A 26396-nucleotide genomic window follows, 5' to 3' on the forward strand; every position below is an offset into this window, starting at 1 on the left:
CCATGAAACGACCAATCCGATTTTTTAGCTACTTTATTTGTGTCACACTCATCGCATCGATGTTTTCTTTTGCGCCCGGCGTATTTGCGGCGGAGAAGGATGCAGCCAAAGAGAGCGCAGCCAGCGACCGGGAGACCGTTTCTCAGCCAGCTGATCTGCAAGAAACGAAGGAGATGCCCGGCCTGCAAAAAGCAGCGCCGTTGTCAGAGCCTGCGGATCCGACAAATCCGACGATCCCTACGGACCCGACTGATCCTACCGACCCAACGGAGCCTCCGGCAAAGAAATACTGTAAAATCACGGTCTCTCAGACCAGCGGCGGTATTGTGACGGTGGATCAGACTTCGGTAGAGCAGGGCGCAGCGACAACGATCCATATTACCGTTACTCCCAATAAAGGATACGGAGTTGCATCCCTTACCGTGGACGGCCAACAGGTGGGAGCCACCTATTCCTATGATTACACTTTTACTCCGACAAAGGATGAGATAAAAATCAGCGCATCTTTCCGAAGGAGCAGCAGCTATGTGTTTATCATGCTGGATGCGGGCCATTATGGAAAGGTCAATCGCAGCCCGGTATACAAAAGCTACTATGAATCCTTGATGACCTGGCCCCTGCATCTTTATTTGAAGCAGGAGCTGGAGCAATACAGCAATGTGGTGGTATCCACCACCAGAAGTTCCCAAAGCAGAGACTTGGGCGTTTATGAACGGGGAACAGCGTCTGCCGGCTATGATCTGTTCTTGTCGTTGCATTCTAATGCTGCCGGATCCAGAGCTGCGGACTATCCTTTAGTCATAACGCAGAAAGGGAACACAACGGATCCTTTGGCCATTTCGTTGGGCCAGACCATTGAATCGGTGATGGGAACAAAAGATGGTTACCGAATATGGCAAAAGCTGAACAAGGATAAAAAGACCGAATATTACGGCGTTCTTCGTGGCTCTAAAGCAGTGGGCACGAAGGGAATGATCGTAGAGCATTCTTTTCATACCAACCTGGCTGCTGCCAAGTGGCTGTCCAGCGATGCCAATCTGCGGAGAATGGCCGAGGCGGAAGCTGCGGATATTGCCGCATATTATGGGCTGACCAAAAGCGGCGCAGATGTGATTACGCCGTCAAAGTCCAGTCTCAGCATCGCCAATACCAACTACAATACACTGACGGTCAAGTGGAAAAAATCCATCGGCGCTACCGGTTATGTTCTTTACCGCGCGACCAGTAAAAAAGGTTCCTATAAAAAAGTAAAGACCATTACCAGGGGAGCAACCCTCAGCTATAAGAATAAGAAGCTGAAAACAGGCAAGACTTATTACTATAAAGTACGGCCTTTTAGAAAAACGGCCAGCGGGACCAGATATGGTTCTTATTCCAGTATCAAATCCGCTAAAGTAAAACCCAATACGCCATCGGTCAGCAGCAAGGCGGGCAAACGCAAGATAACGGTTAAGTGGAAAAAGGTTTCCGGTGCCAGCCGGTACGTGGTCTACCGTGCCACGAAAAAGAAGGGCAAGTATAAAAAAGTTGCTACCCTGAAAAGCAATCGAAGAAGCTATACCAATAAAAACCTGAAGAAAAAGAAACGGTATTATTATAAAGTCCGGGTTTATAAAACGGTAAAAGGTAAGAAAATTTACAGCAATTACAGCGGATATACGACGAAAAAAGCCAAATAGGGGCAGAAAACGTTTTGCTGCGACAAGGTTCTCGACTCACGCTTAATCGCTTGCGCGATACCTGAGTCTGCGGAGTTTGTCTACGCAAAACGTTTTCTGTTCACTGATAGATTATGGAATAGGGCAGCGTCTCTTTCAGGATGGTTACGTTGTATACTTTAAGATAGTAGGTCTGATTTGGGTCGACCTCAAATTTGCAATCATATCTGCCGTTTTCCATTTTTATTTCTTTTGATAACCCTCTTTTACGATAATCACATAACTGGATATCCGCAGAATCCACGCTGAGCTGGACGGTCATCATGGAAGTTTGGGGTTTGAGCTTTAAATAGGTTTCCCTTTTTCCTCCTTCTGTAAAGAAATAAAAATCTTTTCCCGCAGGCACTTCATATTCCGGCAGAATGTCGCTACGCCAGCTCTGGTATTCGATTTGCATGTGATCCTTTGGATTTGAAGTGAATAGCCCTATATAATAGGTGCCTGGCGGTACCATAATCACGCCGTCACGCTCATCCGAAATTTCTCTTGGAATGCCAAGTTCCGCCTCTGCATAACTCTCATCACCCCAATCGACAAACAGAGTTTCTTCAACCGGTTGGGACAAATCTTTATCCTGGTAAACGCCAGCTCTCACGTCCTTGCACTGTATCTGATCGCTGCCGTAGATTTCCATCCAAATATTCGTTTCTTTCGTATATGTAACTTTTTTGCGAAACCCATATTTTCCATTCGATATAACGGCTTTATCTTTAAAATTAAAGACAGCCGGTCCCTGATCGGTGTTGATGTTTTCGAGAACTGTCTCCCAGGTTGGGATATCTAATGCTTGTGTATCGCCCTGAACGATTGGTATCTTGCTTATGATTGCAGCTCGCTGCATTGAAAAAAAGATCAGTATTCCAACGAATAAAAGCACGATACAGATACCCATCAACAAGACTGTTCGGCCTCTTCCTGTTTTATAAAACATGAGGTTCCTCCTTTAAAGACGTCTTACGATACAGGACTTCTATGGTCATTATATCGATAAACCATAACCTTTTCAACCAATGCCATTATAGAAAGGAGGGTGCTTGTTTTTTGACGGAATTTTCTTCCTTTAGCATAACTTGATATGCAGGCACAAAAAAACGGAGCCGCCGTACCAGGGAAAACCAGTTTCCACGGCGCGACAGCCCGTTAAGGACATATGCTTGAAAAGCAAACTATTTAATCAATCCGTAATCCTTCATCTGACTCATGATTTCATACAGGGAAAGGTTTTCCGGCTCACAGAGGGGCAGCCGGTATTCGGACTTGATCTTATCCATCATCGAAAGGGCGGCTTTGACCGGAATGGGATTGACTTCTACGAACATGGCGTCAATCAAATGCTTCATTGCAAGCTGCATTTCCATAGAACCTTTCACATCGCCGCGAAGGTATTTGTGTATCATGCTGCTGGTATCCGAAGGAATGATATTGGCGACTGTTGAAATGGCGCCCACGCTGCCCACGGACAGCAGGGGAACAATCATATCGTCATTGCCTGAATAAAGGGCGAAGTCATCGGATACATAGCGGGCGATTTCCACCACCTGGGACATGTTGCCGCTAGCCTCCTTAATTCCCACGATGTTTGGGTGGCGGGAAAGAGCGGCAACAGAAGAAGGACTTATATTCACACCAGTCCTTCCGGCAACGGAATAAAGAATAATCGGAATATTGACCGAATCCGCGATTTTCTCGTAGTGTTTAATAAGTCCTCTTTGTGTACATTTGTTATAATAGGGCGTTACGATCAAAAGACCGTCCGCACCCACTTTTTCCAGTTCCTGCGCCATGAAAACGGCGTGGCCCGTGTCGTTGCTTCCTGCGCCTGCGATGACAGGCACTTTTTTCTTTACTGCATCAACAGTAAACTTTACCGTATTTATATGTTCTTCATCATTAAGTGTAGAAGCTTCTCCTGTGGTACCGCAGCTTACAATAGCGTCGATACCGGAAGAAACCTGCCAGTCCAGCAGACCGGCCAAGCTGCCGTAGTCCACGTGTCCCTCCGAAAAAGGGGTTACAAGAGCTACGCCAGCGCCTTTAAATAAGGTCACTTTGCCTCATCCTTTCACTTAATTATTTGATCAGTTCCTCCGCGATCTGCACCGCATTGGTAGCGGCTCCCTTGCGAATGTTGTCAGAAACAACCCAAAGGTTAATTCCGTTTTCCACAGAAAAGTCTCTTCTGATACGGCCTACATACACTTCGTTGTGGCCGGCAGCTTCCCGAGCCAGCGGATATACGTTATTGGCCGGATCATCCTGCACAACGATTCCAGGGAAATTGGCCAAAGTCTCCCGCACTTCATCCACATCGATCGGCTTTTCGAACTCGATGTTGATGGATTCGCTGTGGGAATCGAATACCGGCACCCGGACTGTGGTGGCCGTTACCTTGATGGTGTCGTCGCCGAGGATTTTATGGGTTTCGTTAATCATCTTCATTTCTTCTTTGGTATATCCGTTATCCAGGAAAACATCGATGTGCGGCAGACAGTTCCCCGCGATCGGGTGGGGATACGCTTCGCACTTGTCGTTTCCCTTCAAGCCTTCTTCTAAATCGCTGATTCCTTTAACCCCTGATCCGGAAACGGCCTGATAAGTAGAATAGATCACTCTCTTTATTTTATATTTGTCATGAAGCGGTTTCAGAACGACCATCGCCTGAATGGTGGAGCAGTTGGGGTTGGCGATAATGCCTTTGTTCCATTCCACATCCTGCGGATTTACTTCAGGAACAACAAGAGGTACTTCTTTATCCATACGCCATGCGCTGCTGTTGTCAACGACGGTTACGCCGTGCTGTGCTGCGATGGGCGCGTATTTCTCGCTGATGCTTCCGCCAGCAGAGAACAGCGCGATATCAATATCCTTGTCAAAAGAATGCTCGTTCAGTTCTTCCACGACATAATCTTTGCCCTTGAAGGTGACGGTTTTTCCGGCCGATTTGGCGGACGCCATCATGTATATGTTTTCAAAAGGGAAATCCCTCTCTTCCAATACTTTGAGGAACGTAGTGCCAACTACTCCCGTGGCGCCCACAATTGCGATGTTTGGTTTTTTGATCATTTCTTCTTCCTCCTATTTATGTTAATATTTTTTGAACGAAATAACAGCGTAATTCGCAGTCCGCATGGCCGTCCGCGTGAATCAATGCGGGTTCCTTTGCGGCACCTGCGCCCAGATGAATGGATTTATTATATCATTTCCAACCGTACTTTGTAAAACCTTTCTTATAATTTTATGCGCCGTCCAGCCTGAACTTGCGGCTAATGGTAATTTGGCCGGCCGACCGGGCGTAATCGAGCAGACCTTGCCGGCCTGTACCCCGGGATGAAGCTTCATAATATATAGAATATAGTATATGTTTTTATCGGGATTTGTGCTATAATATATGTTGATTTTTTATGTTTTTGAGGAGGATGAGATTGTGACGTTTATTCAAGCTATCATTTTGGGGTTAGCTCAGGGGCTGGCGGAATTTCTGCCTATCAGCAGTTCCGGCCACTTGGCATTACTGCAGTATTTTTTTGATATCAGCGCGGAGAACGTACTGCCCTTTGCAGTACTGTTGCATCTGGGCACGCTGATCTCGGTGTTTGTTGTATATTGGAAGGACATCGTCGATCTGATTTGCGAACTCTGCGCGTGCATCAAGGATCTTTGTACGGGCAAGGGGCTGAGGATCAACGCCAACCCCACCAGAAGACTGGGGTTTATGATCATTGTGGCCACCATACCCACGGCTATTATCGGCCTGGCGTTCAACGATTTGTTCGCAGGCCTGTATCTGTCCCTTTATGCCATTGGCTTCGGGCTTTTGATCACCGGAACCATTCTCGTCATCGCGGAAAAAATGGCAAAGGGGAAAAAGCGCGTTGAACAGATGAAATTCAGAAACGCTGTGCTGGTTGGTTTGATGCAGGGGATCGCCATCTGGCCGGGAATTTCCAGATCCGGTTCGACCCTTTTCGGCGGACTGATTTCAGGTCTCAACCGGGAATTCGCCGTCAAGTTCGCTTTTCTGATTTCCATACCATCGATTTTGGGCTCGGTCATCGTGGAAGCGCCGGACGCCTTCAGCGCCGGCATGAGCATGGGCGATCTGGGGCCAGTTATCGTCGGCGTAATCGTTTCTGCAATATCCGGTTTTTTTGCCATCAAAACAATGATTCGAGTGGTATCCAATAAAAAGCTCACCGGATTTTCCATTTATACTTGGGCACTGGGCGCCCTAGTATTACTCTATGCGTTTTTCCTCGCATAGGATACAGAAAGGGATAAAAAATAATGGCAGAAGCAAAGAGAAAGCCTGGAAGACCTCCAGGCTCGAAAAATAAAAACAGCAGCAAGAAGAAAACTGCCGGCCAACCTACCGTTTCTGCAGCAAGGACCATGGATCCGGCCGTCAAGGATGAGATCTGGTCCATCGTAATCATAGCGCTGGGAGCCTTTCTTGTGGTGGCGTTTCAGACCCATGCGGCGGGAGCCGTTGGAGAAGGGCTGTCGCATTTCTTTAAAGGATGCCTGGGGATGATCGCATATGCGTTTCCTTATTACTTGATCCTTTACGGAATCCTGCTCTTCGCAAGGAAAACCATCCACATTGGCGGTAAATCGGTGGTTTTGCTGTTCATCATTTTACTTACCGCGTCCATCATCAATTCGGCCAGGTTTATCGATCCGCAGGTTCTGGCTTTCGGTCTTGCCGATGCGGCGGACTATTACCGGGACGGGACCCTTTTGGACAGCGGCGGACTATTTGGCATGTACATAGGAAGTTTGCTGGTAAAAGCCTTCGGCATTCCAGGGCTTTATATCATTTCCTTTGTGGTGGTCATCATTTGCCTGCTGCTTGTGATCAACACGCCCATCTCCCGATTCTTTGAACGGGCGGCGGAAAAACGCCGGGCAAGAAAGGAAGCCGAGCTTTTGGATGATTTGGCAGACGAACAAGAAACCCGCCCCTTGCTTGCTGAAAGGACGGAGAAAAAAGAAAAGAAGCGGACTCCTATTCGAGAAAAGCTGGTGAAAGATCAGGGGATTCAGGAAAAAATGGATTTGCAGGCCGCAGAAGTGTCCGTGCCGCCTTCTGAGGCAGCCCGGCAGCGTGCCCAGCAAGAGACCGCCTATGTACCGGGAAGGATCTCCCAGGGCCAGCGGAATATTTTAGAATACATGAAGGATGAAGACTTGTTCGCAGGCGGCTCGGAAGAAGCAGGATACGGGCTGGATGAGAGTGAAATGGAACATGAGGACGGGGTTGGTCTTGCGCTGGACTTGGGCCTTGACACTGGCCTGGAACCTGTGATGACGGAGATGGAAGCACCGGACCCGGATCAGAGTCTGGGACTTGTGGAGGATGAAAACCAGGATCGCCAGCAGGAAAATCCGGGATTAACAAAAGGCGTTCAGGAAGTAATGCCTACTTCTGGCACTTTGAAAAAAGAGCCGGATAAAATCACCAACAGCCAGGCGGCCAAAGCCGCGCTGGATCCAAACGAAATTAATACGGCGGCCCCGCCGGCCCATGCTTATAAATTCCCGCCGGCAGAGCTGCTGAATAAAGGCAGCGCTCCCCAGAATCGGTCGGGCGTTACGGCTTCGCTGAAAGCCAAGGCCATGAAGCTGGAAGAAACCCTGCGCAATTTTCATATTGACGCCCAGGTAGTCCAGGTGACCCAGGGACCGGCTGTTACACGGTATGAAATTCATCCCAACGTCGGGGTAAAGGTAAAGAGCATCGTCAATCTGGCCGATGATATCGCGTTGAACCTGGAGGCGAAGAGCATCCGTATCGAAGCGCCTATTCCGGGCAAAGCAGCTGTGGGCATTGAGGTGGAAAACGACAAAGTAAACATGGTCACCATCCGGGAAATCATTGATTCTAAGGAATTCAAGAACGCCAAATCCAAGATCACCTTTACGGTGGGCAAGGATATTGCCGGAAACGCAATCACAGCTGATCTCAAATCCATGCCCCATCTATTGATTGCGGGTTCCACCGGTTCGGGAAAGAGCGTCTGCGTCAACAGCATTATCACCAGTATCCTCTATAAGGCCAAGCCGGAGGAGGTCAAACTGGTTCTGATCGATCCCAAGGTGGTAGAGCTGACCAATTACAACGGGATCCCCCACCTTTTGATACCTGTGGTCACCGAACCGACCAAGGCGGCGGCAGCGCTTAATTGGGCGGTTGCGGAAATGGAGGACCGGTATAAAAAGTTCGCTGAAGAAGGGGTTCGGGAGCTGGCCAGCTACAACACGAAAGTGAAAAAAGACGGAGAAGATGATAAATTTCTGCCCCAAGTGGTTATCATCATCGATGAACTGGCGGATCTGATGATGGCGGCGCCGTCCCAGGTGGAAGAATCCATTTGCAGGCTGGCTCAGAAGGCCAGAGCCGCTGGGATGCACTTGATCGTGGCGACCCAGAGACCATCGGTGGATGTTATCACCGGCGTGATCAAAGCCAACATTCCTTCCAGAATCGCCTTTGCCGTGTCCTCCCAATTTGACTCGAGGACGATCCTGGACATGGCGGGCGCTGAAAAGCTGGTGGGAAAAGGGGACATGCTTTTCAACCCCATGGGCGGTGGAAAACCGACCCGGGTGCAGGGGACGTTCATATCCGATTCAGAAGTCCACGACGTCATAGAGTTTGTCAAGGAACAGGTGGAAGAAGCCGAATATTCCGATGAGGTCATCCATACCATAGAGAAGGTCAACACACCGGAAAAAGCCGACGACACGGACGAACTGCTGCCGGAAGCCATAGAAACGGTTGTTTCAGCCGGTCAGGCATCGGTCTCCATGCTCCAGAGGCGTTTTCGCATCGGCTATAACCGGGCGGCCAGGATCGTGGATATGATGGAAGCAAGAGGGATCATCGGACCCTCGGAGGGCAGCAAGCCCAGACAGGTATTGATGAGCGAAGCAGAGCTTTACGCCCTGCAAACGGATACAGAGGAGATGGAAGAAGAATAGATGAAGATTTTTATCGAAACATTGGGCTGTCCCAAGAATTTTAATGATTCGGAAATGGCAGCGGGAATTCTGGAACATGCGGGACATACCATGGTCCCATCGCCCCAGGAAGCGGATCTGATCATGGTCAATACTTGCGGCTTCATCAACGATGCCAAAACCGAATCCATTGAACGGATTTTCGATATGGCCCAGTATAAGGGGGAGGACAAGATCCTGGCGGTGACCGGCTGTCTTTCCCAGCGCTACGAAAATGAACTGTTCGAGGAAATGCCGGAAGTGGACTTGTTTCTAGGGGTCAACGATTATCAAAGGCTGCCGCAGATTCTGGAAAAGTTTCAAAAAGGAAAGCGGGAAAAACATCTGAGTGATTACAATAAAATATTTATGGAAACCCCATTTCGAAAGCTGGGGAAAAACCCTTATACAGCGACCTTAAAAATCGCAGAAGGCTGCAATAATGTGTGCGCATACTGTGTCATTCCCAGCATACGGGGTAAATATCGCAGCAGGAAGCAGGAGGATATTGTGGCAGAAGCCAGGATGCTGGCGGAAAAGGGCTGCAGGGAGCTAATTCTCATCGCACAGGACGTGACCGCCTATGGCATGGATCTCTACGATGGATTCGTCCTGCCGCAGCTTTTGCGCAAGCTGTGCCGGATCGAAGGCCTTCACTGGATCCGCCTGATGTATTGCTATGAGGACAGGATCTCTGACGAGCTGATTCAGGTGATGGCGGAGGAAGAAAAAATCTGCAAATACATTGATATTCCGCTGCAGCATATCAGCGACCGGGTGCTGAAAGGCATGAACCGCAGATCGACGGCGGCCGGGATCCGCGGCACCATCGAGCGTCTGCGCCGAGCCATGCCGGATATTCATATCCGTACGACTCTTATAACTGGGTTTCCCGGCGAAACGGAGGAAGATTTTGAAGAACTCCTGGATTTTGTAGAGACGACTCGTTTACAGCGGCTGGGCGTTTTCACCTATTCCCAAGAAGAGGGAACGCCGGCGGCGGAGATGGAGGATCAGGTCGATGAGGAAGTAAAAGCTCTGCGGCAGGATGCCATTATGCGCAGACAGCTGGACATCTCTCTGGCAGCCAATCAGGAAAAGATCGGCAAGGCGCTGGAGGTGCTGGTTGAGGCAGAAGAAGGGGACGGAAGTTATCTTGGCCGGACTGCTTATGATGCTCCGGAAATCGACAATTCCGTCATATTTACCGCAAAGCGGCAGTTGGTGCCGGGCGATCTGGTGCAGGTCGAGATAACGGACGCTTTTGATTATGATCTGGCTGGCAAGGAGGTTTAAACATGAATTTGCCTAATAAATTAACAATTCTCAGGATTATCGCAATTCCAGTTTTTATCGTTGTACTTCTTATGGGACACCGGTATATCGCGACGGTTATTTTTATCGCCGCCGCACTGACCGATATGCTGGATGGCCATATCGCGAGAAAATACAATATGGTGACCAACTTCGGCAAGCTGATGGATCCCCTGGCTGACAAGCTGCTAGTCATGTCGGCGCTGCTTTTGCTGGTGCAGCTTGGCAATGTGGCAGGCTGGATGGCTGTCGTCATCCTGGCCAGAGAGTTTGCTGTTACCGGTCTGAGGCAGGTTGCGGCTTCCGAAGGAATCGTCATCGCGGCCGGCGTGACCGGTAAAGTAAAGACGATCCTGCAGATGATCGCCATACCATTGCTGCTTTTGGATAACTGGCCCGGCTGCTATATCGGCATGCCGCTGGATCAGATTTTCCTGTGGGCGGCTGTAATCATGACGATCATTTCCGGGACCGAATATATTGTAAAAAACAGACAGCTGCTTTCCATGTAAGCTTTGCGGCTGAGAAAGAAGGATAGAACATGAAATCCGCTATTTTAAGTGTAGGGACCGAGCTTTTGTTCGGCCAGATTACCAATACCAATACGGTGTTTTTATCCCAGCAACTGAACCTGCTGGGATTTGACGTCATGTATCACTACACGGTAGGAGACAACCCGGACCGTCTGGAAGAGATGATCGCCCTTGCATTCAAAGACTGCGATTTGATTCTGACCACCGGCGGCCTGGGACCGACCCAGGATGATTTGACCAAAGAGATCGCATGCCGGGCGCTGGACGATCACATGGTCCTCCATCAGCCGTCCATGGATAAGCTGGAGCAGTACTTTAAGAAGCAGAACCGCACCATGACGGAAAACAACCGCAAGCAGGCGTATATGCCTTCCAGGGCCGTGGTGTTCGATAACGATGCCGGAACGGCGCCGGGATTTGCCCTGGAAAAGGACGGGAAGCAGATCATCTGCATGCCGGGGCCGCCCAGAGAAATGACCCGCATGTTTCAGCGCCAGGTGCTCCCGTATCTGGAGACAAAATCGGAAGGGACGATTTATTATCGAATGATCCGTACCTTCGGCATCGGCGAATCCATGTTGGAAACAAAACTGCTTCCGCTGATTGACGGGCAGACCGATCCAACTTTAGCCACCTACGCAAAAGAAGGGGAATGCTGTCTGCGCATCGCTTCCAAGCGGGAGACGAAGGAAGAAGCCAAGGAAGCGGTGGATGCCATGCTGAGGCAGGTACAGGATATCATTGGTGAATATATTTACAGCTGCGACAATGAAGAACTGGTGGATGTGGTATGCGCCAAACTGATGAAACAAAGACTTTCCATTTCCAGCGCAGAATCCTGCACCGGCGGCATGTTTGCGGCGGCGCTGACCAGTGTATCGGGCATTTCCAGCGTTTTTGACCGTTCTTTAGTGACTTACAGCAATGAAGCCAAGATGTCCGAGCTGGGAGTAAAGGAAGAAACTCTGGCAGCCCACGGCGCAGTCAGCGAGGAGACGGCCAGAGAGATGGCCGAAGGCCTGAGAAGGGTCAGCGGCAGCGATATCTGCATTTCGGTGACCGGTATCGCAGGTCCTGACGGCGGAACAGAAGAAAAACCGGTGGGCCTTGTTTATATCGGCGCATGTTTCCAGGGAAAAACCACTTGCCGGAAGATTCAAATGCGGAACGTCAACCGCAGCTGGAACCGGAATTTCGCTGTGCTTTCCATGCTGGATGTGATCAATCGATTGATTGAAGGGTAAGCGCAAATGGAACGATTTGATACGTTTTTAGATACGATTCTGGACGGAGAGAAAGACAAGGATCTGCTCAAGCCGATATTTATGGAGCAGATGGTCCGGGACTACAAGTATTACCGAAAAAAAGGCTATGGGGATCAGGAAGCTGCGGACCAGACTCTGTATTACTTTGGAACCAGAGAAGCAGTGCTCAAAAAACGGGATGATTTTGAATTGCAGGATGAGCACAAGAAGTTTTTAGAGTGGTATCCAAAGCTGATTCGGGGCGGCCTGGCCTGTATCGCAGTCATTCCCCTCCTTTTTTTGTTCCTGATCTTTACCTTGGAAGCCAAGCTGCGCTTTCTGGTGCTTTGGATCGTATCCATCATTATAATCGCCGTATTTCTCATACTGGTAGATTATAAGCATTATCAATACAAAGATCTGCTGGAAAAGAGAGAGGACAATCGACCGTGAAGAATATTTTACGCATTTTTTTGAGAGACGTCAATCGGCTGAGAACCAACGTGATCGCCATTGTCGTGATTGTAGGCATGTGTGTCATTCCGGCCCTTTACGCCTGGTTTAACATAGCTGTAAACTGGGACCCTTACGGCAGCACCTCCGGAATACAGGTAGCTGTAGTCAGCCTGGACGAAGGCACGGAGATGGAAAAGGTCCATATTAATGCCGGGCAGCAGATTATTAAAAACCTGCGGGCCAACGACGATATCGGCTGGCAGTTCTTGACCAGCGAAAAAGAAGCCATGGAAAAAGTGGAGAGCGGGGAATATTATGCGGCCATCATTGTCCCTGCTGATTTCAGCCGTAATATGGTCAGTATCTTCACATCCCATGTGGAAAGGCCCCAGTTTGATTACTACATAAACGAAAAAAAGAATGCTATCGCGCCCAAAATAACTGATAAGGGCGCAACCGCCATTCAGACCCAGATTGATGAAACCTTTATCAGTATCGTAACCCAGGCCGCGGCCCAGTTGTTTGATACGGTCAGCGGCACTCTGGAGGCGGACGGCGGCCCCATGGACAAATTAGTCCAATCCTTCCGCGACGCGGAACAGGATTTGGATGGATTCGTCCATACCATCGACGCGTTTAGCCAGACGACCGCGGGGATTCAGTCGCTTGTCAAAACAACCCAGGCCACCCTGCCGGATGTACAGGCGCTGATCAAAGACGGAAAGACGACTGCCACCGATGTGCAGGCTCTGCTGCTTTCCTCCAAACAGGTTGCCAGGGAAACGGTTAAGGCGCTGGACGATATCTTTGCTGCCGCACAGACCGGATATAACGATCTGGCGGACACCCTGGACAGTGCGGCCGCGCAGGCAGAGACCAGTTCCGCCAAGGCGGCCGATGCTTTACTCAAGCTGAGCGATCAGGTCCAGAATATTGTGGAAATCAACGATACCTGCATCCAGCTTCTCCAAAACCTGAATCAGGAACTGCCACAGCCGTCCTCTGAGCTCAGCGCACTGGTCAAACAACTACAGGCAGCCAACGATGCCAATCGCCAGCTGATCAAAGAAATTCCGCCCTTGGCTCAGGAGGTGCGAAGCTCAGGAAAAATGACCAATGCAGCCCAGAAAAAGCTCAGGTCCAGCATTGACAGCGCACTGGCAAAACAGACCAAGATCCGCAGCGACTATCGGACCAAGGTGCAGCCAAAGCTCAATAAAGTGATCAGCAGCATTTATGATTCTCTGACGGATTTTTCCCAGTTGCTGACCGGTGCTAGTACCGGTGTTGCTAATATTCATCAGGTGCTGGATGGTGTGGATGACACGCTTTCCGGCGGAAAGAACGCTTTGGACAGCACAAAAAAAGTCATTGATGGAGCTAAAAACAAATTGGAAAAGGCGGCTGTTTCCTTGGAAAACGTAGGCAGTGACGAGCGAGTGAAGAAGTTGATGGATATTCTCAAGACCGATCCAGAATTGATGGGCGATTTCATGAGCTCGCCGGTGAAAATCGATACACACACTCTCTACCCCATTAAAAATTACGGCTCTGCCATGGCGCCGTTCTACTCGATTCTGGCAATCTGGGTAGGGGGAATCGTGCTCGTTGCCATTATGAAGACTCAGGTCAGCGAAGACCATGAAAGGCTGAGACGGATCCGGCCCTATCAGGCATATTTTGGACGCTATATTCTGTTCATGGTGCTAGGACTGGTGCAGGCTACGATTATTTGCCTGGGCGACCTATTTTACCTGCAGATTCAGTGCGAGCATCCGTTTCTGTTTTTGCTGGCCGGGTGGACCAGCAGCATCATATTTGTCAATATTATTTATACGCTGACAATTTCTTTTGGAGATATCGGAAAGGCGCTTTGCGTCATTCTGCTGGTCATTCAGATCGGCGGAGCCGGTGGCACCTTCCCCATCGAAGTAACGCCCCAATTCTTCCAGAATCTCTATCCGTTCCTGCCTTTTACCTATGGCATCAATGCAATGCGAGAATGTATCGCTGGTGTGTACGGTATGAATTATTGGCTGGATCTTCTGCGGCTCTTTGCCTTCGTTCCCTTCTCGCTGCTGCTGGGATTGGTCCTGAGGAAGCCGCTTGTAAGGCTGAACCGGTTTTTCAACAAACGGATTGAAGATACCGAGCTGATGTAGAAAGGGGAATTTGTATGAAAAAAAAGCTAGCTCTGATTTTTGTGTTGGTAATCGCCATCGCAGCTATGATGTCTTATATGGATGTGGATCTTAAAGCAGGAGGAATTTCCATACAGCTGTTGATTGTGATTGCTGTTGTCATCCTAATCGTCATATTCTTTGTGACTAATATTTTAGGATATCAAAAGTTCAATCAGCAGATGGGAAAAGCTATGGAAGCCATGAAAGGCGGGGATATCAACCTTTACATGGAGCTTTTGGATGAAATGCTCCAATCAACAAAAGATCCCAACAAAAAAAGGATTCTGACGGTGAATCAAGCTTTGGGGTATGCAAAGCAAAAGCGATTCATTGAGGCGGCCGAGCTGATGGAGCAGATTGACCTTCGCGGGCTTGCCGGTCTGAATTTAACCATTTATTATGTCGATTTTGCTTATTATTGTTTCCGCGGCGGCAAGAGCGAACAGGGCCTTGAAATACTGGAGAAAAACCGGCAGCAGATCGAAAAATTTAAAACCCACCCCAATATCGCTGGGCTGGTATGTGTCGTTGGTGTTTACGAGGCGTGGGCAAGAGGCGAGGATACGGCAGACCTTGTAAAAAGAGCTCGGACAGCATGCAAAGGTACAGATTTTGAAAACGATTATAAAGAACTGACGCAGTTTTTAAAGAAACAGACTGAAAAATAGAAAGAAATCCTTGACACTGCGAAAAATAAATGATAGCTTATAAATGTAAAATATTTACATAAAAGAATTTCTCTTGACCTAATGAAAGGAATGGGGTATTATAAGAGGAAAGAACAAATGTTCACATGGAGGTATGAACGTGGCGATCAACAAAGACGATAAAGATAAAGCCTTACAAGAGGCGCTAAAACAGATACAAAAACAGTTCGGCCAGGGGGCGATCATGAAACTGGGCGATGACAGCGCTCGGATGAATATAGAGGCCATTTCCACCGGCTCTATGAGCCTGGACTTGGCTACCGGAATCGGCGGAATTCCCAAAGGCAGGATCATCGAAGTGTACGGTCCTGAATCATCGGGTAAGACAACTTTGACCTTACATATCATTGCGGAAGCACAGAAGGCGGGAGGCCGAGCCGCTTTTATCGATGCGGAGCACGCTCTGGATCCAGAATACTCCAAAAACTTGGGCGTTAATGTGGATGAATTGCTGGTGTCCCAGCCTGATACAGGAGAACAAGCTTTGGAAATTTGCGAGATGCTGGTTCGCAGCGGAGCCATCGATATTGTAGTAGTGGACTCGGTGGCGGCTCTGGTTCCAAAATCAGAAATCGACGGCAACATGGGGGACAGCCATGTGGGCCTGCAGGCCCGGCTCATGTCCCAGGCTCTGAGAAAGCTGGCCGGTGTTATTAACAAATCGGGAACTGCCGTCGTATTTATCAATCAGTTGCGAGAAAAGGTCGGTGTCATGTTCGGAAATCCGGAAACCACGACTGGAGGCCGTGCTCTTAAATTTTACTCCAGCATGCGTTTTGATGTGCGCAGAATAGAGAGTATAAAGTCGGGAGATACATTTTTGGGGAATCGTACCCGGGTGAAAGTAGTAAAGAACAAAGTGGCACCGCCTTTCAAGCAAGCTGAATTCGATATTATGTATGGCCAGGGAATCTCCAGAGAAGGAGATGTGCTGGACTGCGGCGTAGATGCCAAGATTATTGAGAAAGCCGGTTCCTGGTACAGCTTTAACGGTGACCGTATAGGGCAGGGAAGAGAAAATGTAAAGAACTATCTGGCCGAACATCCGCAAACACTGGAAAAGGTGGAACAGATGCTACGGGATCAGCTGAAAGCTGAAACTGAGGCAAAAGCCGAGGATGTGGAAGCGGCTGAAGCCGATCTACAGGTGGACGAAGATGGTGTTATCATTGAATAATCCATCGGACAGAGACCATTGAATGACAGACAGACGAAGTAACGTCTGTCTGCCGATGTTTTTTGGAAAGCAGGAAAGGGTTATGCGGGAAAACAATCCGACTTACAATCAAATACTCAATGAATCCGCCAAATTATTTGACCAAAAAGGCTACGTGAAAACAACGACCAGGGAAATTGCTGACGCTGTAGGAATTAATCGCGGACATCTTCATTACTATTTTCCAAAGAAGGAGGATATATTGGCCTGTCATTTCGGGTTTTATGTGAAAAAAATCAAATATTTTTTTAATGAATCCAAAGTGCAAACGGATGACTACGCTATCTATTACGGTCTCCTGTTTGCATGTCAGCTTCGAACCTTAGAAACAGAAAACTTTATTCATGATTTGTTGCTTTTAGGACGATACGACCTGGATGCTTATTTTCATTTAATTACTGACTCCCTATGCCAAATGATCCTTGAATTTGCAGGCCATCATGGACAAAAGCCCAACAGAAAGCACTTGCAGGACAGCTGTGAGATTGGTCTGAAGATTGCCATACGCATGCTATATGTTAAATTCACCTACCATATGGAACGAGACTTTGAATCGATTTGGCTGACTTCCATGAAACATGGACTTTACCAACTGGGATTTACAGAAACTGCGATTGAACAGACTTTGCTGGCCCTGCAGAGAGACTATCAAGAACTTTCTATGGAACGTTTTCTAGAAATTGTAGCCAGGCGTGATTACGATGTGCTGGCAGAAGAATTTCGTGATCTTTAAAAAATACCAATTTGTAGATAAGAATCGAATAATTCTGAAAAAGCCTTGACTTTTATTGGAAAAGTGTTATTCTATATGCAAAATTAGTGCACGCCTTAGTGCGCGCCCAATAAAACAAGGAGGAATACATATGAATAAGAAAATGAACATGCAGGACAGCCCGATGCAGCCTGTTACAACCTTCAGTGAAATCTTCAGGTACGGATTCGGAGGAGCTACGCTGAACATCATTTATTTTGTTTATGCCAGCTACGTAATCTTTTTCTGGACGGATTATGCCCTCGTCCCAGCGGCAGCAGCCGGTGTTATTTACTCTTTAGGAAGAGTATTTTGTGCTATCACGGACCCCATCGCAGGGATCATTTCAGACAGAACAAACACTAGATTCGGAAAATATCGGCCGTATTTGATGGTTACGACTCCGGTGGTAGTTATTTTGTTCTTTCTCTTGTTTACGAATTTCGAAATATCGGCCACGGCAAAAGTAGCCCTTTATTCGATAATCTATATTGTTTTTTGCATCAATTACGAGCTTCAGACTGTTACATATGAGGCTCAGGTGCCCAGTATGTCTTCCGATCTTTCCAAGCGCAATTTCGTCGTTATGTCCAGACAGGTTTTGGGCACCGGATTCGGTTATTCGGCGATGGCACTGGTGCCGATCTTTTTAAAAGCTTTCGGCGATGATGAAAAGGGATGGCATATCACGATCGGAATCTTTGCAGCAGCAGCATTTCTATGCATGCTCCTCAGTCTAAGCGGTTCAAAAAAACATGATCTGCCCATGCCCAGGCAGGATAAGAAACAGGAGAAAGGCTATTTGAAGGAAGATTTGAAAAAAGTTCTTACCACTAAACCGCTTCTCCTTTTGATCGCTTCCTTCGGATGCGTGATTCTGGCTTTTGAAGTGATTTCGGCCACCAACATCTATGTTTTTAAATATGCGGTCGGCAATGAAGCCGCCTTTTCGGTTGTGTCCTTTGCCACTTTGCCGGCGGCAATCGCAGGAGCTTTTTTAACACCGTTTTTAGTAGCAAAGTTCGGTAAAAAACAAATCTTCATTCTGGCAGGGATTATGAGCTTGATTAAACCGATGATATTCTTGCTCTTCGACCCGTTTGACAGCATGACCGTACTGATTATCCTCTACATGATTCAACAGTATTTCCAGGTTACGATGATCGTAACCGTATGGACCATGGTAGCCGATTGCGTGGAATATGTGGCATTGACAAAAAATGTATATAGTGCGGGGCTTGTAACTTCCTGCAACACATTTATGTTGAACTTTGGAGGCATTGTGGCCGGATTGGCTGTAGGCGGTCTTTTGACCCTAGCCGGTTATACGGGCGCAGATATGGCTTCTTCAGCCACGATCAACGGCATCATTTGGATCAACGCCGGTATCCCAGGAGCCGCATTTCTGATCGCATGTATTGTTTTAAAATTCTATACGGTCAATAATAGAATTCTCCAAGAGCTGGGAGCCAATATCGGAAAACAGGTTGTCAAATAGATAGAGAGGAGATTGCGATGAAACCGTTAGGAGCTTTGAAAGAACAAACATTTACCTCCATCGAAGAGTTGGCCCAGGAAGCTTATGATCTCAACTACGATCTGGCCGACCATCCGGAAATTTCCGGCAAGGAGTTCCATGCGTGCGAACAGATGTGCAGGATTCTGGAAAATCACGGGATACCGGTGGAACGAAGCTTTGCCGGCATACCTACTGCTTTTTGCGGCCAGGTGCGCATGGATCCGGACTCAAAAGTGAAAATTGGTATTCTCGCCGAATATGATGCTTTGGCTGAAATCGGGCATGGGTGCGGACATTGTGCCAGCGGCAGTTTGAGCCTTCTGGCCGCTCTGGCGCTTCATGCCAACGAGAAGGATCTTTATGGAAATATCCATATCATCGGCACGCCAGACGAGGAGCTGACAGGAAAGAAGATCGATATGGCCCAAGCCGGCATCTTCGATGATTATTCTTTTGTGATTATGATTCATATGGATATGGAAAACCGTGTTAAGATGGAGTTCATGGCGCTGACGGCCTTTTATTATAAATTTAAAGGCAGGCCCGCCCACGCATCGGCAGCACCATGGGAAGGGCGGAACGCGCTCAACGGAGCCATGCTGATGATCCATGCTTTTGACATGATGCGGCAACATATCAAGCCGGATGCCCGCATACACGGGATCATAACCAAGGGAGGAGCTGCACCCAACATTATTCCGGATTATGTGGTGACGGATTACACACTGCGATACCCGGACAGCCGCTATCTTTCCCAGCTGGAAAAAATGGCCCATGACTGTGCCAAAGGTGCGGCTATGGCGACACAAACAGAAGTTGAAATTGATCATTACGCACCGACCCTGGATAGCCTGAAGCCCAACCCAGCCGGAGAACAGATTTTGGAAGAAGTTTATGAAGAGCTGGGAATTGATCTGGCCACAGGAGAAAGTGAAAACAAAGGCTCTTCGGATATTGGCAATGTGAGCTGGAGATGCCCGGCTTTTCATCCTACCTTATCCATAGGTGACACAAGCCTGACGCATCACACGCGCCAATTCGCCGCCAAAATGAAAGAAAAAGAGGTCATAGAACCGGTAATCACAAGGGGCGCTCAGGTCATTTCCCTGATGATTCTGAAGGTTTTGACCCAGCCGGACATCTTAGAATCCATTCAAATCGATTTTAATAAAGAGTAGTTTAGAACAGTGGAAGGCGATGATTTTTCATCGCTTTCATTTCATTTGACAAAGAGATTTTAATCACGTATGATGGAATGTATGAGAAAAGATTGCGATGTTTATAATCGAATATTGGAGGTAGCAAAAGAACTCTTTGAGGAAAAGGGATTCGCCGCGACTACTACCCGTCAGATCGCTGAACTTGCAGGCATCAGCAGGGGACATCTGCGCTATTATTTCGGAAGAAAAGAAGAGCTCTTTTTTTCCTATTTTTCCGAGCTGCGGGACAATCAATGGGACAGAATCATAATAAAATGTGCAGATATGGAAGATGCCCCTATCTTTGCGCTGGTGCTTTTGCGGTGTTATACGGATTTAATCTGCCGATTCACCTCGGCCAAAGACTTGGAGACGCTCCAGAGCTATGAAATTTTGTCAAATTATGAAAACAGAGCAGACGCAATAGTCGATCGGATCTGTACCTTTGCGGAGAAAAAAAGCTTAAAAACAGATAAAGAGCGGATCTTTGCCAGTGTTGAGATTGCCAAGATCATTCTTTATAAATTCGCCTTTGATCGCTTGAACCAGCATCGAGAAGAACTGTCACCGGAAGAAATTTGGAAGTGCTCTGCCAGGCATGGTCTTTTTTCATACGGCATATCGAGCAGTGAGATTGAAACCTTGCTTTCAGCTGCCGCTCATTACATAAAAGAAAAACAAATCGATATGCAGGAGTAAAGACAAATGGAAAAGAAGAAAATTGCTCTTATAACCGGCGCTTCCAGCGGATTGGGCCGGGAATTCGCAAGGCAGATCCAACGGGAACCTATTGATGAAATATGGGCCGTCGCCCGCAGAGAAGACCGCCTCCGCGCCCTTGCGCAAGAAGTTTCCCTTCCGGTGCGCGTACTGCCCCTGGATTTGACCAAACAAGAAAGCCTTGACTTTCTTGCAGAACGCCTCAAGGAGGAAGGACCGGATGTACGGCTGCTGGTCAACGCAGCGGGTTTTGGAAAAATTGGGGATTACAAAGAGGTCTCCATACAAGACAGTATGGATATGATCGATCTCAACTGTCGTGCCGCAGTGGCGGTAACCCAGATTGTGCTGTCTCATATGAGTAGCGGAGGCCGTATTCTGGAAATATCCTCGACTTCAGCCTTTCAACCCTTTCCTTCGTTGAATGTATATGCGGCGACCAAGGCATTTCTCATGCGCTACAGCCGTGCTCTGAGATGGGAGCTCTTTGGTCAGGGCATTTTGGTAACGGCCGTATGCCCATATTGGGTCCGCGACACAGAATTCATTCCAACGGCAAAAGACACAAAAAATGGACAGGCGGTCCGCCATTTTCCGATGGCATCCAAATCCAGAACCGTAGTCAGATGGGCTCTCATAGATAGCAAATTGGGACTGGCTGTTTCCACCCCGGGGCCAGTATGCTTTCTCCATAGAATTGCCGCCAAGTTCATACCCCACTTCATCATGATCGCAGGCTGGGAAGGTCTGCGAAGACTATAAAAGAGAGGACTAAAAAATGATCAACAAAGAAATATTGGAAATTAAAAAACAGTTTACGCCTGAGAATTGTACCATTACCCGCATGTGCGGATGCTACGTGGATGCAGAAAAGGTACGTAAATATGAGGTGAATCGCTCCTTTTTGTCCCTTCCTGAAGAAGAGGCCTTTAAATATTTTGAAATCTTCAAGCAGACGCTTACCGGGACCCTGGGTAAAAAACTGATCAATATGGAATTTCCACTGGCCCAAGAGGAGCCGGGGGGAACCCAGGAATTCCTTTTCCGTCTGAGAAACAGCAAGCTGGAGGATGAATCTCTGGTAGACGAATTTTTCAATAAAATTATCGACCATTATGAGTACGGAGAAAACTATTATATCATCCTGATCCATGCGGTTTATGACGTGCCGGGAAGAGCGGAGGACGGCTTGGAAATGTTTGATGCTTCCGAGAACATATACGAATACATATTGTGCAGCATTTGTCCGGTCAAGCTTTCCAAGGCAGGTCTCAGCTATGACGCTGACCAAAACAGTATCGTGGGACGCAGTCGGGACTGGGTAGTGGATCCTCCGGCCAAGGGATTTTTATTTCCTGCCTTCAATGATCGAACCGGGGACATTCATCAGGCGTTGTACTTCTCCAAAAAGCCGGAAGAGCTGCAGCCCAAATTGATCGAAGAGCTTTTGGGCAGCGAGATTCCCCTGTCCGCAGAAAACCAAAAAGTTACCTTCAACGAAATTCTATCCGAGACATTAGGCGAAGAATGTGACTTTACAATGGTCAGATGCATTCACGATAATCTGCAGGAAATGATCGAAGAGAGCAAAGAAGAACCGGAACCCTTGGAGCTGGACAAGTTCGATATGAGAAGGCTGCTGGAGCGGAGCGGCGCTTCGGAGGATAAGCTGGAGAAGGTGGAGACTACCTTTGAGCAGACAGCAGGGGAACGGAGGAAGCTGATGGCTTCCAACATTGCAGAAACGAAAAAATTCAGCATTGAGACGCCGGATGTGGTAATCAAGGTCAGCCCGGACCGGGCTGACCTGGTGGAAACTAAGGTCATTGACGGCAGGAGATGTATTGTCATCGGGATTAACGACCATGTAGAAGTCAATGGCGTGGATATTGACATAAAAGAAGAGGAAGAAGTGTAATTTATAAAACCCGATTGGCAAGCATCAGCTTGAGGATTTCTACGTCGGTCGTTTTCATTCCCTCACGTCCGATATAGCCCATGTTGGCGATGGTGGTTTCAATATCTTCGGTTATAAACCCTTCTCCGGCTTGGAAGCTGCGGCTGCGCATAGACATATTATGAGCCATGATGGCTGCATCCACGGCGGAAGCGATTTTTGCAGCGCAGGAAGCCTTGGCGCCGTCGCAGACGATGCCTCCCACATCAGCCAGCGTATTGACGATGGTGGAGGAAATTTGGGCGAGAGTTCCACCGTGCATATAGGTGATGGCGGCTCCGCTGCCGCAGGCTGCGCTCACAGCCCCGCAGAATGCGGAAAGCTTTCCAATATAATATTTGATATGTATGGAGATCAGGTTGCTTACAATCAAAGCCCTGCATAGTTTTTCACGGCTGACCTGCAATTCTTCCGCGTATTCCACCACCGGCACGGTTACGGTAATGCCTTGATTGCCGCTGCCGGAATTGATCATCACTGGCATGCAGCTTCCGCCCATGCGCGCGTCGGAACCGGCTGCGGCTTTTGCTTTTGCCCTTATCTGCACACAGTTGCCGCCGGTTTCCATCAGCGTCTTACCGACACAAGCTCCATAATTTTCATCCAAGCCAGCCTGGGCGATGGCACAGTTCACTTCGATCTGTCTTTCCAGAAGCTCCTTCAGCGGGGCCAGGTCGCAGCAATCTGCAAATTCAATAATGTCCGTAATGTTGAGGCTGGCTTTCTCATCTTTTTCACAACTGCCGGCGCCTTCTTCTTTTGCAAGGAGGGGCCTTCCATTGCGTTCCATAAAAACGATATTGGTATGGGCGTTTTTTATGATCACCCGGGAAGAATCGGTTCCAGCAAAGACAGAAACGTCAATATAGAGGTTGTCCTCGCCTTCCTGCAGCTCACAGATGCAAAAGTCAGATGCCAGCAGTTGCCTGGCCTGGCGGCGGTCCTCATCGTCAGCCTCTTCCAAGACATTGAGCTCTTTGGACGGATCGCCGATGACAGCGCCTAAGACTGCTGCAGCTTCCACACCCCGAAGGCCTCCGGAATTAGGTACATAGACACCTTTAACGTTCTTTATAATGTTGCCGCTGCAGCTCACTGTCATGCGCTCAGGAGCTTGTTTTAAAATCTCCACGGCTTTGGCGGCAGCATAGGCCAGCGCGCCCGGCTCTGTGCAGCCCAGGGCGAGTATCAATTCGTTTTCTAATATGTTTCTGTAAGAAGCAGCAGTTTCTCCGTTCATGTCCAGACCTCCTTTAACACTTTGATTATATTACTGATAATATCAGAGATATAACCAAGCGTCAACTCTTTTAAGTGCAAAAATTCATGGCCGTTTACTTTAGAGCCGGCCTTATGGTATGATAGTAGTAAGTATCAAAAAGAAGAGGAGCGAAGATGGCAGAAAACGGTAATTTAAAAGATATGATCTATAGCAAGGTCTTTTCCTCAATTATCAAGGGCGAATATTCAGCCAACGATATCATCAGTGAAAAGCAGCTGATTGAAAAATACCAGGTGAGCAAATCGCCGGTGAGAGAGGCCCTGGGTAAGCTTTGCAGCGAAGGCATTCTAAAAAGCATGCCCCGGTTCGGCTATGTGATCGTCCAGCTGACGAGAACCGATATCGAAAATATTCTGAATTTCCGGCTGGTGCTGGAAGGCGGCAGCCTGCGGGAGTGTATCCACCAGATCGAAGAGGAACAGATCGCCAGGCTGAAGCAGATCGACCAGCAATGTGAAAGCGACCAGGCGAAGAATGATTTTTGGGTTCATTGGGAACATAACATGGAGTTTCATTTGGCGCTTATTTCGTTCTGCGGCAATGAGTTTTCCTACAATATGCTCAAGCAGTCCCTGGATACCCTCACACGGGCATATGCCCAGTTTTATTGGGATAAATGGGCAAAGATCGTATTTCCCACCGACACCAAATACCACGCTAAGATTATTGAATGCCTGCAGAATCAGGATATGGAAGGGGCGATCCATTTTCTCAGGCAGGATATTAGTGATTTTGGGAGATAGGGGAGGCAGATCATGACATCAATTCCCATTGAACGAATTTTAAACGCCACCTACGATGGAATCGCCGCCGCAGACCGGGATGGAAAGGTGATTCTTTTCAATGATGCTGCCAGGCGCATCTTTCATGTGGAAGGAGATCCGATCGGCCGCCATGTTTCGGAAATCTCTCCGGTTGCCAGAATGCCGGAAGTCATCAAGGACGCCATCGCAGAAATTAACCATATCATTAAGATCGATGAAGAGACAACCTTGGTTACCAGCAGAATGCCCATCTGGGATGAAGATGGGGAAGTCATTGGCGCAGTGGCGATTTTTAAAGAAGTGCCCCAGTTGGAGGAACTTTCCACGGAAGTCAATCGTCTGGAAGAAATGCAGAGCATGATGGAAGCGATTTTTTCGGCTGCCCAGGACGCCATATCCGTGGCTAATCAAAACGGGATCAATGTAATGATGAATAAAGCGTATTCCAAGCTGATCGGAATGAAGCCATCGGAGCTGATCGGCCAGCCTTGCGACATCGACTGCAAAGGGAAAAGCATTCATCGGGCCGTTTTAGAGTCGGGAAAGGAGCAGCGGGGATTTCATATGGTGGTGGGCAGGCACAACAAGGAAATCATCGCCCAGGGTGCGCCGATCCTGGTCAACGGCGAGCTGAAAGGAAGCGTGGCTGTGGCATATGATTTGACAGAGCTTCTCTCTTTGAGCAGAGAACTGGATGATGCCAAACGGGTGATCCGGGAATTAAAGGGTAAGTACAGTTTTGACGATATCATTGGCAAGAACCGTTACTTAAAAGAAGCCATTGAAAAGGCCAAGCGAGCAGCAAAAACATCGGCGCCGATCCTTCTGATCGGCGACAGCGGCACGGGCAAGGAATTGTTCGCCCATGCCATTCACAACGAAAGCAAGCGGGCGGCCAAACCGTTTGTACGGGTCAATTGTGCGGCCATCAGTGAAGGATTGCTGGAAAGCGAGCTGTTCGGCTATGAGGAAGGAGCCTTCACCGGCGCCAAGAAAACCGGCAAACGAGGCTACTTTGAACAGGCGGACAAGGGAACAATCTTTTTAGATGAGATTGGCAAGATCAGCCCGGCCATGCAGGCAAAGCTGCTGCGGGTTTTGCAGGAACAGGAGATCATTCGCGTAGGTGCATCCAGCCCCATATCGGTGGATGTGCGGATTGTTGCCGCCGCCAATAACGATCTGGAAGAGGAAATTGCCAATGGAAATTTTCGAGAGGATCTCTATTACCGCCTCAACATGGTTCCCATTGAGCTGCCCTCGCTGAAGGAGCGGCCGGACGATATTCCTTTGCTGGCGGAATATATGATTGTGAAATATAATGAGGAGTATGGACGAAATATCGAAGGCATCTCTTCCGGTGCGCTGGCCGTGCTCAAAGAAAAGGAATGGCGGGGCAATGTACGGGAGCTGGCCAATTATATCGGCCGAGCGATCATTGATATGGATCCGGCAAAAACAAGGATTGAGGCGGAGGACTTGCCCGATCTGGGCCTGAAAGAGATGCGTACTTTGGATAAGGAAGAAGAACTGGAAGGAGTGAAACCTTTGAGCCAAGTGGTCCGGGAAACAGAGCGTGCATATATTAAAAAAGTATTGGAAAAGAATGGCGGCAACAAAACGAAAACAGCCAGGGATTTGGGAATTTCGATACGCAGTTTATATAATAAGCTGCAACAGTAACGGAGAGCTGATTTGAAATGCAGATTTTTTCATGGTCTGCATTTTTTTGCAGGCAAAATTCTGCAAATATAGTTTTGCCGCCGCCGTTTAAAAGTCATATTTGACAGAAAAATGTTGAAATTTGCAACACTTTATAGCGGTACAGAGACAA

22 protein-coding genes are annotated in these 26396 nt (G+C 48.2%); 18 read left to right on the forward strand and 4 right to left on the reverse strand.

Annotated features, from left to right (window positions below; all coding sequences use genetic code 11):
* Nucleotides 1–2 precede the first annotated feature (2 nt).
* On the forward strand, nucleotides 3–1679 hold the full coding sequence (locus LG211_RS08695; RefSeq protein ID WP_148395256.1) for an N-acetylmuramoyl-L-alanine amidase: 1677 nt from the start codon (nucleotides 3–5) through the stop codon (nucleotides 1677–1679).
* Between the two features lie 100 nt (nucleotides 1680–1779).
* Here the strand turns inward: LG211_RS08695 and LG211_RS08700 are convergent, their stop codons facing one another.
* From LG211_RS08700 to LG211_RS08710, 3 genes are all read right to left on the reverse strand, one after another.
* On the reverse strand, nucleotides 1780–2649 hold the full coding sequence (locus LG211_RS08700) for a hypothetical protein (RefSeq protein WP_148395255.1): 870 nt from the start codon (nucleotides 2647–2649) through the stop codon (nucleotides 1780–1782).
* A gap of 235 nt (nucleotides 2650–2884) precedes the next feature.
* The gene (gene dapA / locus LG211_RS08705; protein WP_148395254.1) at nucleotides 2885–3766 is read right to left on the reverse strand and encodes a 4-hydroxy-tetrahydrodipicolinate synthase; all 882 of its coding nucleotides are present in this window, start codon (nucleotides 3764–3766) and stop codon (nucleotides 2885–2887) included.
* A 22-nt stretch (nucleotides 3767–3788) separates the two neighbouring features.
* On the reverse strand, nucleotides 3789–4781 hold the full coding sequence (locus LG211_RS08710; RefSeq protein ID WP_265333457.1) for an aspartate-semialdehyde dehydrogenase: 993 nt from the start codon (nucleotides 4779–4781) through the stop codon (nucleotides 3789–3791).
* Nucleotides 4782–5142: 361 nt separating this feature from the next.
* Here LG211_RS08710 and LG211_RS08715 point away from each other — a divergent pair, with 361 nt between their 5' ends.
* The 15 genes from LG211_RS08715 to LG211_RS08785 all read left to right on the forward strand — a co-directional run bounded on the left by LG211_RS08715 (nucleotide 5143) and on the right by LG211_RS08785 (nucleotide 22477).
* Complete coding sequence (locus LG211_RS08715; protein WP_148395253.1) at nucleotides 5143–5979, forward strand: undecaprenyl-diphosphate phosphatase; 837 nt, start codon at nucleotides 5143–5145, stop codon at nucleotides 5977–5979.
* A gap of 23 nt (nucleotides 5980–6002) precedes the next feature.
* A complete protein-coding gene (locus LG211_RS08720; RefSeq protein ID WP_148395252.1) occupies nucleotides 6003–8699 on the forward strand; it encodes an FtsK/SpoIIIE family DNA translocase in 2697 nt (898 codons plus the stop codon).
* Nucleotides 8700–10013 carry a 30S ribosomal protein S12 methylthiotransferase RimO gene (gene rimO, locus LG211_RS08725; protein ID WP_269477352.1) on the forward strand — a complete coding sequence of 438 codons (1314 nt, stop codon included), beginning with the start codon at nucleotides 8700–8702 and terminating at the stop codon, nucleotides 10011–10013.
* Between the two features lie 2 nt (nucleotides 10014–10015).
* Nucleotides 10016–10543: a CDP-diacylglycerol--glycerol-3-phosphate 3-phosphatidyltransferase gene (gene pgsA, locus LG211_RS08730; RefSeq protein ID WP_148395250.1), complete on the forward strand. Its 528-nt coding sequence runs from the start codon at nucleotides 10016–10018 to the stop codon at nucleotides 10541–10543.
* A gap of 29 nt (nucleotides 10544–10572) precedes the next feature.
* The gene (locus tag LG211_RS08735) at nucleotides 10573–11808 is read left to right on the forward strand and encodes a competence/damage-inducible protein A (protein WP_227755137.1); all 1236 of its coding nucleotides are present in this window, start codon (nucleotides 10573–10575) and stop codon (nucleotides 11806–11808) included.
* A 6-nt stretch (nucleotides 11809–11814) separates the two neighbouring features.
* Entirely contained in the window at nucleotides 11815–12261 is a 447-nt protein-coding gene (locus LG211_RS08740) for a hypothetical protein (protein WP_227755138.1), read from the forward strand.
* Complete coding sequence (locus LG211_RS08745) at nucleotides 12258–14426, forward strand: YhgE/Pip family protein (protein WP_269477353.1); 2169 nt, start codon at nucleotides 12258–12260, stop codon at nucleotides 14424–14426. Before LG211_RS08740 ends, LG211_RS08745 begins: the two co-directional genes overlap by 4 nt.
* A 14-nt stretch (nucleotides 14427–14440) precedes the next feature.
* The gene (locus tag LG211_RS08750; RefSeq protein ID WP_148395246.1) at nucleotides 14441–15115 is read left to right on the forward strand and encodes a hypothetical protein; all 675 of its coding nucleotides are present in this window, start codon (nucleotides 14441–14443) and stop codon (nucleotides 15113–15115) included.
* Between the two features lie 133 nt (nucleotides 15116–15248).
* On the forward strand, nucleotides 15249–16331 hold the full coding sequence (recA, locus tag LG211_RS08755; protein WP_148395245.1) for a recombinase RecA: 1083 nt from the start codon (nucleotides 15249–15251) through the stop codon (nucleotides 16329–16331).
* A 22-nt stretch (nucleotides 16332–16353) separates the two neighbouring features.
* The gene (locus LG211_RS08760) at nucleotides 16354–17103 is read left to right on the forward strand and encodes a helix-turn-helix domain-containing protein (RefSeq protein WP_253019698.1); all 750 of its coding nucleotides are present in this window, start codon (nucleotides 16354–16356) and stop codon (nucleotides 17101–17103) included.
* A gap of 130 nt (nucleotides 17104–17233) precedes the next feature.
* A complete protein-coding gene (locus tag LG211_RS08765) occupies nucleotides 17234–18619 on the forward strand; it encodes an MFS transporter (protein WP_227755141.1) in 1386 nt (461 codons plus the stop codon).
* A gap of 17 nt (nucleotides 18620–18636) precedes the next feature.
* The gene (locus LG211_RS08770) at nucleotides 18637–19818 is read left to right on the forward strand and encodes a M20 family metallopeptidase (RefSeq protein WP_148395242.1); all 1182 of its coding nucleotides are present in this window, start codon (nucleotides 18637–18639) and stop codon (nucleotides 19816–19818) included.
* A gap of 81 nt (nucleotides 19819–19899) precedes the next feature.
* Complete coding sequence (locus LG211_RS08775) at nucleotides 19900–20538, forward strand: TetR/AcrR family transcriptional regulator (RefSeq protein WP_269477354.1); 639 nt, start codon at nucleotides 19900–19902, stop codon at nucleotides 20536–20538.
* A 6-nt stretch (nucleotides 20539–20544) separates the two neighbouring features.
* Nucleotides 20545–21321 carry an SDR family NAD(P)-dependent oxidoreductase gene (locus LG211_RS08780; RefSeq protein ID WP_148395240.1) on the forward strand — a complete coding sequence of 259 codons (777 nt, stop codon included), beginning with the start codon at nucleotides 20545–20547 and terminating at the stop codon, nucleotides 21319–21321.
* Nucleotides 21322–21337: 16 nt separating this feature from the next.
* Nucleotides 21338–22477 (forward strand): DUF4317 domain-containing protein, encoded by a 1140-nt coding sequence (locus tag LG211_RS08785; protein ID WP_148395239.1) that lies wholly within the window; start codon nucleotides 21338–21340, stop codon nucleotides 22475–22477.
* Between the two features lies 1 nt (nucleotide 22478).
* On the opposite strand, the gene LG211_RS08790 is transcribed toward LG211_RS08785, so the two are convergent.
* Nucleotides 22479–23756: an L-cysteine desulfidase family protein gene (locus tag LG211_RS08790; RefSeq protein ID WP_227755143.1), complete on the reverse strand. Its 1278-nt coding sequence runs from the start codon at nucleotides 23754–23756 to the stop codon at nucleotides 22479–22481.
* Between the two features lie 155 nt (nucleotides 23757–23911).
* Between LG211_RS08790 and LG211_RS08795 the strand changes: the two genes are divergently transcribed.
* Together LG211_RS08795 and LG211_RS08800 are read left to right on the forward strand one after the other, a co-directional pair.
* The gene (locus tag LG211_RS08795; protein ID WP_148395237.1) at nucleotides 23912–24541 is read left to right on the forward strand and encodes a GntR family transcriptional regulator; all 630 of its coding nucleotides are present in this window, start codon (nucleotides 23912–23914) and stop codon (nucleotides 24539–24541) included.
* 12 nt (nucleotides 24542–24553) lie between these two features.
* A complete protein-coding gene (locus LG211_RS08800; protein ID WP_148395236.1) occupies nucleotides 24554–26245 on the forward strand; it encodes a sigma-54 interaction domain-containing protein in 1692 nt (563 codons plus the stop codon).
* The last annotated feature ends 151 nt before the right edge of the window (nucleotides 26246–26396 follow it).

Source organism: Hominibacterium faecale (genome assembly GCF_020734085.1).
In the GTDB taxonomy this organism is placed as follows: Bacteria; Bacillota; Clostridia; order Peptostreptococcales; family Anaerovoracaceae; genus Hominibacterium; species Hominibacterium faecale.

Coding starts and splice junctions, on each gene's coding strand:
- LG211_RS08695 (WP_148395256.1), top strand. CDS start 3: ATGAAACGACCAATCCGATTTTTTAGCTACTTTATTTGTGTCACACTC.
- LG211_RS08700 (WP_148395255.1), bottom strand. CDS start 2,649: ATGTTTTATAAAACAGGAAGAGGCCGAACAGTCTTGTTGATGGGTATC.
- LG211_RS08710 (WP_265333457.1), bottom strand. CDS start 4,781: ATGATCAAAAAACCAAACATCGCAATTGTGGGCGCCACGGGAGTAGTT.
- LG211_RS08720 (WP_148395252.1), top strand. CDS start 6,003: ATGGCAGAAGCAAAGAGAAAGCCTGGAAGACCTCCAGGCTCGAAAAAT.
- rimO (WP_269477352.1), top strand. CDS start 8,700: ATGAAGATTTTTATCGAAACATTGGGCTGTCCCAAGAATTTTAATGAT.
- pgsA (WP_148395250.1), top strand. CDS start 10,016: ATGAATTTGCCTAATAAATTAACAATTCTCAGGATTATCGCAATTCCA.
- LG211_RS08735 (WP_227755137.1), top strand. CDS start 10,573: ATGAAATCCGCTATTTTAAGTGTAGGGACCGAGCTTTTGTTCGGCCAG.
- LG211_RS08740 (WP_227755138.1), top strand. CDS start 11,815: ATGGAACGATTTGATACGTTTTTAGATACGATTCTGGACGGAGAGAAA.
- LG211_RS08750 (WP_148395246.1), top strand. CDS start 14,441: ATGAAAAAAAAGCTAGCTCTGATTTTTGTGTTGGTAATCGCCATCGCA.
- recA (WP_148395245.1), top strand. CDS start 15,249: ATGAACGTGGCGATCAACAAAGACGATAAAGATAAAGCCTTACAAGAG.
- LG211_RS08760 (WP_253019698.1), top strand. CDS start 16,354: ATGACAGACAGACGAAGTAACGTCTGTCTGCCGATGTTTTTTGGAAAG.
- LG211_RS08765 (WP_227755141.1), top strand. CDS start 17,234: ATGAATAAGAAAATGAACATGCAGGACAGCCCGATGCAGCCTGTTACA.
- LG211_RS08770 (WP_148395242.1), top strand. CDS start 18,637: ATGAAACCGTTAGGAGCTTTGAAAGAACAAACATTTACCTCCATCGAA.
- LG211_RS08775 (WP_269477354.1), top strand. CDS start 19,900: ATGAGAAAAGATTGCGATGTTTATAATCGAATATTGGAGGTAGCAAAA.
- LG211_RS08780 (WP_148395240.1), top strand. CDS start 20,545: ATGGAAAAGAAGAAAATTGCTCTTATAACCGGCGCTTCCAGCGGATTG.
- LG211_RS08785 (WP_148395239.1), top strand. CDS start 21,338: ATGATCAACAAAGAAATATTGGAAATTAAAAAACAGTTTACGCCTGAG.
- LG211_RS08790 (WP_227755143.1), bottom strand. CDS start 23,756: ATGAACGGAGAAACTGCTGCTTCTTACAGAAACATATTAGAAAACGAA.
- LG211_RS08795 (WP_148395237.1), top strand. CDS start 23,912: ATGGCAGAAAACGGTAATTTAAAAGATATGATCTATAGCAAGGTCTTT.
- LG211_RS08800 (WP_148395236.1), top strand. CDS start 24,554: ATGACATCAATTCCCATTGAACGAATTTTAAACGCCACCTACGATGGA.